At 49.2% G+C, this 3,918-nt stretch carries 6 protein-coding genes; 1 reads left to right on the top strand and 5 read right to left on the bottom strand.

Annotated elements, in window-relative coordinates:
- From RMO84_RS02615 to RMO84_RS02595, 5 genes are all read right to left on the bottom strand, one after another.
- On the bottom strand, window positions 1-386 hold a 386-nt coding region (locus RMO84_RS02615; RefSeq protein WP_310486899.1), incomplete at its 3' end, for an NAD(P)H-dependent oxidoreductase.
- Window positions 387-390: 4 nt separating this feature from the next.
- The gene (locus RMO84_RS02610; RefSeq protein ID WP_310486898.1) at window positions 391-1,755 is read right to left on the bottom strand and encodes an FAD-dependent oxidoreductase; all 1,365 of its coding nucleotides are present in this window, start codon (window positions 1,753-1,755) and stop codon (window positions 391-393) included.
- Entirely contained in the window at window positions 1,752-2,216 is a 465-nt protein-coding gene (locus RMO84_RS02605) for a fused DSP-PTPase phosphatase/NAD kinase-like protein (RefSeq protein ID WP_310486897.1), read from the bottom strand. Before RMO84_RS02605 ends, RMO84_RS02610 begins: the two co-directional genes overlap by 4 nt.
- A gap of 12 nt (window positions 2,217-2,228) precedes the next feature.
- Entirely contained in the window at window positions 2,229-2,624 is a 396-nt protein-coding gene (gene arsC, locus RMO84_RS02600) for an arsenate reductase, glutathione/glutaredoxin type (RefSeq protein ID WP_310486896.1), read from the bottom strand.
- Between the two features lie 82 nt (window positions 2,625-2,706).
- A complete protein-coding gene (locus tag RMO84_RS02595; protein ID WP_310486895.1) occupies window positions 2,707-3,378 on the bottom strand; it encodes an MIP/aquaporin family protein in 672 nt (223 codons plus the stop codon).
- A gap of 78 nt (window positions 3,379-3,456) precedes the next feature.
- Here RMO84_RS02595 and RMO84_RS02590 point away from each other — a divergent pair, with 78 nt between their 5' ends.
- Window positions 3,457-3,801 (top strand): metalloregulator ArsR/SmtB family transcription factor, encoded by a 345-nt coding sequence (locus RMO84_RS02590; RefSeq protein ID WP_310486894.1) that lies wholly within the window; start codon window positions 3,457-3,459, stop codon window positions 3,799-3,801.
- Window positions 3,802-3,918: the final 117 nt, after the last annotated feature.

The following is a 3,918-nucleotide window of genomic DNA, read 5'->3' as shown; positions in this document are numbered from 1 at the left end:
GAACCGCCACTGACTTGCATTACCGCCAACGTGCGTCCTTGTGTCGGTCGGACTGCACCGATACTCAGCGGAATCCAATCGATCTGATTTTTGAGTATGCCTGTAATTTGTCCATGCATTTCCGGACTAGACCAAACTTGCCCCTCCGACCACAGGCTCAATTCGCGCAACTCCTGGACTTTGGGATGGGTATCGGGCACGCTACCGTAGATCGGCAACTCGCGCGGGTCAAAAAACTTGACCTCCGCGCCAAATTCTTGAATAATCCGTGCTGCTTCCTCAGCCACCAATCGACTGTAGGATCGATCGCGCAAGGAGCCGTAGAGAAATAAAATTTTCGGGGGATGGGTCGATCTCGCCAGCGTACTGTCAGGTAATTGAGTCATAAATTTAGAGTGCTTGTTCGGAACACTGCTTTGTCCAGGCTTGAGCCGCCATTTGTACGGCATCCCAAGGGCTACCCAATGGCGGCGTGTAGCTCAAATCGAGATCGTTTAACTCATCCATTTTCATATCATGAAACAAAGCGGTTGCGAAGATATCAATGCGTTTAGCGACCTCACCTTGGTAGTGTCCAGCGATTTGCGCGCCCAGTAGGCGACCGGAAGTGCGATCTCCCGTCACTCGGATTCGCAGTGAATGTGCGCCTGGATAATATGCTTTATGATGCCATACATCTGTTTCTACTGTCAGCGGTCGCAATCCGGCGGCGATCGCCTCATCATCCCGCAATCCCGTGCGGGCAGCGGCAACTTCAAAGATTTTGACGACTTGCGTACCTAACGACCCTTGAAATTTGCGATGGCCGCCAAGAGCATTTTCTCCCGCAACCCGTCCCTGTTTGTGAGCGGTTGTGCCTAGCGGTAGGTAGATATTTCGACCCAAAATCCGATGGTAAGTTTCCACACAATCCCCTGCGGCATAAATATCAGGAAGATTGGTTTCCATCGAGCGATTGACTTGAATTGCACTATTGACACTCAAGCTAACACCAGCGGTCTGAGCGAGTTGGGTCGCAGGACTTACACCGACAGCGACAATGACTAAATCTGTCACACGCTGGAAACCCATGCTATCAGCAACTAATAGCCGTTTGTCGATCGACTCGATCCGATCGATATCTACATCTGTCACAACTTCCACACCGTGTTTTGTCAATTCATCAGCAACTAACTGACTCAGAGTAGGATCGATAGTTTTGAGGATCGAACTCGATCTTTGAATGAGAGTAACGGACAAACCTCTGAGCGTTAGCGCATCGGCCATTTCTAGCCCGATGTAGCCTGCCCCGATAATAACAGCATGTTGAGGAGATCGATCGGTTAGGTGCTGTTGCACTGCAAAACTATCTGCCATCCAGCGTAGCGGATAGACTCCTGGCAGATCGAGTCCTTGAATGGGGGGATTAACAGAAGTGCCGCCAGTGCCCAGGATTAATTTGTCATAGCCCATGAATTTTGTCGCACCATCTGGTGCTTTGACCGTGACAGTTTTTTGCATCGGATCGATCGATTCTGCCCAATGGTTCATTAATAACTGGATACCCAGGCTGGTAATATCTTCAGCCTTACGATGTGCCAGGTGCTGCCAGTCCGTCACTTCACCACTCAGGAAAAAAGGTAGACCGCAGATGCTGTAATTGGGAAATCGATCGGCAAGCACGATCGTTATCTCCACCGCCGCATCTAATTCCCGCATCCTCAGTGCCGCACTAATGCCCGCATCGCTACCACCGATAATCAGCATCCGAGTCATGATACTTTGTCTCCAGCTAGCGATCGGAGCGAGATTTTTTGAGCTGTCTCCAACTCAGCCTCTGGATTGGCAGCAAGAATTTTCTGGAGTGCTGATTCATAACCACAACCCGTAACGATTAGATAAGCAGCTAACATCGTCCCCGTGCGGTGCCTGCCACCCGTACAATGAACTGCCACTCCCCGCCCCAGTCCATTTTGCTCGTCAACAAAAGCTTGAAACTCCTGTACCTGTTCTCGACTGGGAGCCATGCCCCCAGTAACTGGTAGCCATAGATGGGGTATTGCCGCCGCTTGGTACAGATCGAGATTTCCACGATCTGCCAGCACCGAACAGATTGCACCAATGCCAGCGGCTTTGAGCATCTCTAGTTCTGATGCCTGCGGCTGCCGAACGCCTGCAAGTTTGCCAGGAATCACCCACCACAGATTTTGCTCGATCGATTGAATTGGCGATGCCATCGATATTGACCTCTATTTGGATTGGGTTTCAATCAACTTCGTCACGCGTTCTTTGACCTCATCCCGCACTCTAGGAAAGATCTCTGGCTGTTCTGCCGGATCGTCGAGTTGCCAATCTTGAAATACTTCACGCGTTACCCATTCTGGTGGTAAATTCACACCACAGCCACACAGGGAAATCACCACATCAAAATCTTCGGCTTTAAACTCACTCAAGGCTTTCGAGGTTTGGCTGGTAATATCAATTCCTGCATCTTTCATCGTCGCGATCGCCTCTGGCCGCACGGTACTTGCCTCTAAACCAGAACTAGTAACTTCAATCTTGCCTGCACCTAGCTGTTTCGCAAAGCCTTCAGCCATTTGCGATCGAGCCGAATTCTTCTTGCAGACAAACATCACACGTTTCATATTTTTCTCCTGGATTTCCAAAATAATTGAGATCGAACTCCAATTCCCTAAAGCCTAAAACCTAAAACCTAAAACCTAAAACCTAATTTTTAAGGTCGGAAAAGTTGTTTGATAAATGGCGATAGGTTACTACGGCCAACTGTGCGCCGAGAATTGGTGCAACCCAATAGAGCCAATGGTGCTGCCAATTCCAGCCAACTAAGGCTGGAGCTAGCGATCGCACCGGATTCATACTTGCACCAGTAATCGGCCCCATACAAGCCGCTTCGACAGCGACAGTCAGACCGATCGCCATGCCTGCAAACCCGATCGGGGCGCGGCGATCGAGTCCAGAGCCAAAAATCACTAACATCAGGATGAAGGTCAGTACTGTCTCTAATACGAGCGATTGCAGCCAGTTACCCTCGCGAGGAATTGTGGCTCCTAAGTTGCCAACCGCACCCAGTGATATTCGCAACAGCCCCGAAGCCGCGATCGCGCCTAGTGCTTGCGCCAGAATATATGGAATGACTAAATTCTTGCGAAAAAAGCCACTAGTCCAAAATGCTAACGTCACCGCTGGATTAAAATGTGCGCCGCTGATATGACCGAGGCTATAAATCAAGGCTGTGACGATCGCCCCAAATACGATGCTGATGCCCAGATGGGTAACGGCACCATCGCTAAGTTTATTCACCATGACCGCGCCCGTGCCTGCAAAAATTAGCACGAAGGTGCCGATAAATTCTGCTAACAGTTCGCGGGAGTGGTGCATATTTATATCGATGACTATCGATATTGATAATTGTCGATATCTTATCAACCTATATCGATCTATGTCAATATATAATTTATGACACTTGCAAAAGCCACTACTCCAAAAGTCACTACTTATTGCTGTCCGCCACTGTTAGCGGGAAATCTTACTGCCGCCGAAGCTACGGGGGTCGCAGTTCTATTTCGAGTATTGGGCGAACCCGCGCGGCTGCTATTATTGAGCGCGATCGCCGCGCAGCCTAGCGAGGAAGTTTGTGCTTGTGAGTTGGTGGAGTCTTTGGGATTATCACAACCGACGGTCAGCCACCATCTCAAGGTGATGTATGAAGCGGGGTTGTTAACGAAGGAGCGGCGAGGAACGTGGATCTATTATCGAATCGATCGAGAGCAGTTGACCTTTTTACGCAAGGTACTCGATTAGATTTCGAGTCGCACGAGCTAAAATAACTAAAGAATGGTATCAATCAAACCGTTCTAAAAATCACTTACGATTGATTTATCGTTCAATTATTAAGATGCTGACTAGATTAAAGGTTTC

It is taken from the genome of Chamaesiphon sp. VAR_69_metabat_338 (assembly GCF_031423935.1).
Taxonomy (GTDB): Bacteria; Cyanobacteriota; Cyanobacteriia; order Cyanobacteriales; family Chamaesiphonaceae; genus Chamaesiphon.
Note: the sequence above shows the minus strand (reverse complement) of the source record. Positions and strands in the feature narration are given on the sequence as shown.

What these genes read in the sequence shown, in the direction of transcription:
- RMO84_RS02610 (WP_310486898.1), bottom strand. Translation starts at nt 1,755, where the DNA reads ATGACTCGGATGCTGATTATCGGTGGTAGCGATGCGGGCATTAGTGCG.
- RMO84_RS02605 (WP_310486897.1), bottom strand. Translation starts at nt 2,216, where the DNA reads ATGGCATCGCCAATTCAATCGATCGAGCAAAATCTGTGGTGGGTGATT.
- arsC (WP_310486896.1), bottom strand. Translation starts at nt 2,624, where the DNA reads ATGAAACGTGTGATGTTTGTCTGCAAGAAGAATTCGGCTCGATCGCAA.
- RMO84_RS02595 (WP_310486895.1), bottom strand. Translation starts at nt 3,378, where the DNA reads ATGCACCACTCCCGCGAACTGTTAGCAGAATTTATCGGCACCTTCGTG.
- RMO84_RS02590 (WP_310486894.1), top strand. Translation starts at nt 3,457, where the DNA reads ATGACACTTGCAAAAGCCACTACTCCAAAAGTCACTACTTATTGCTGT.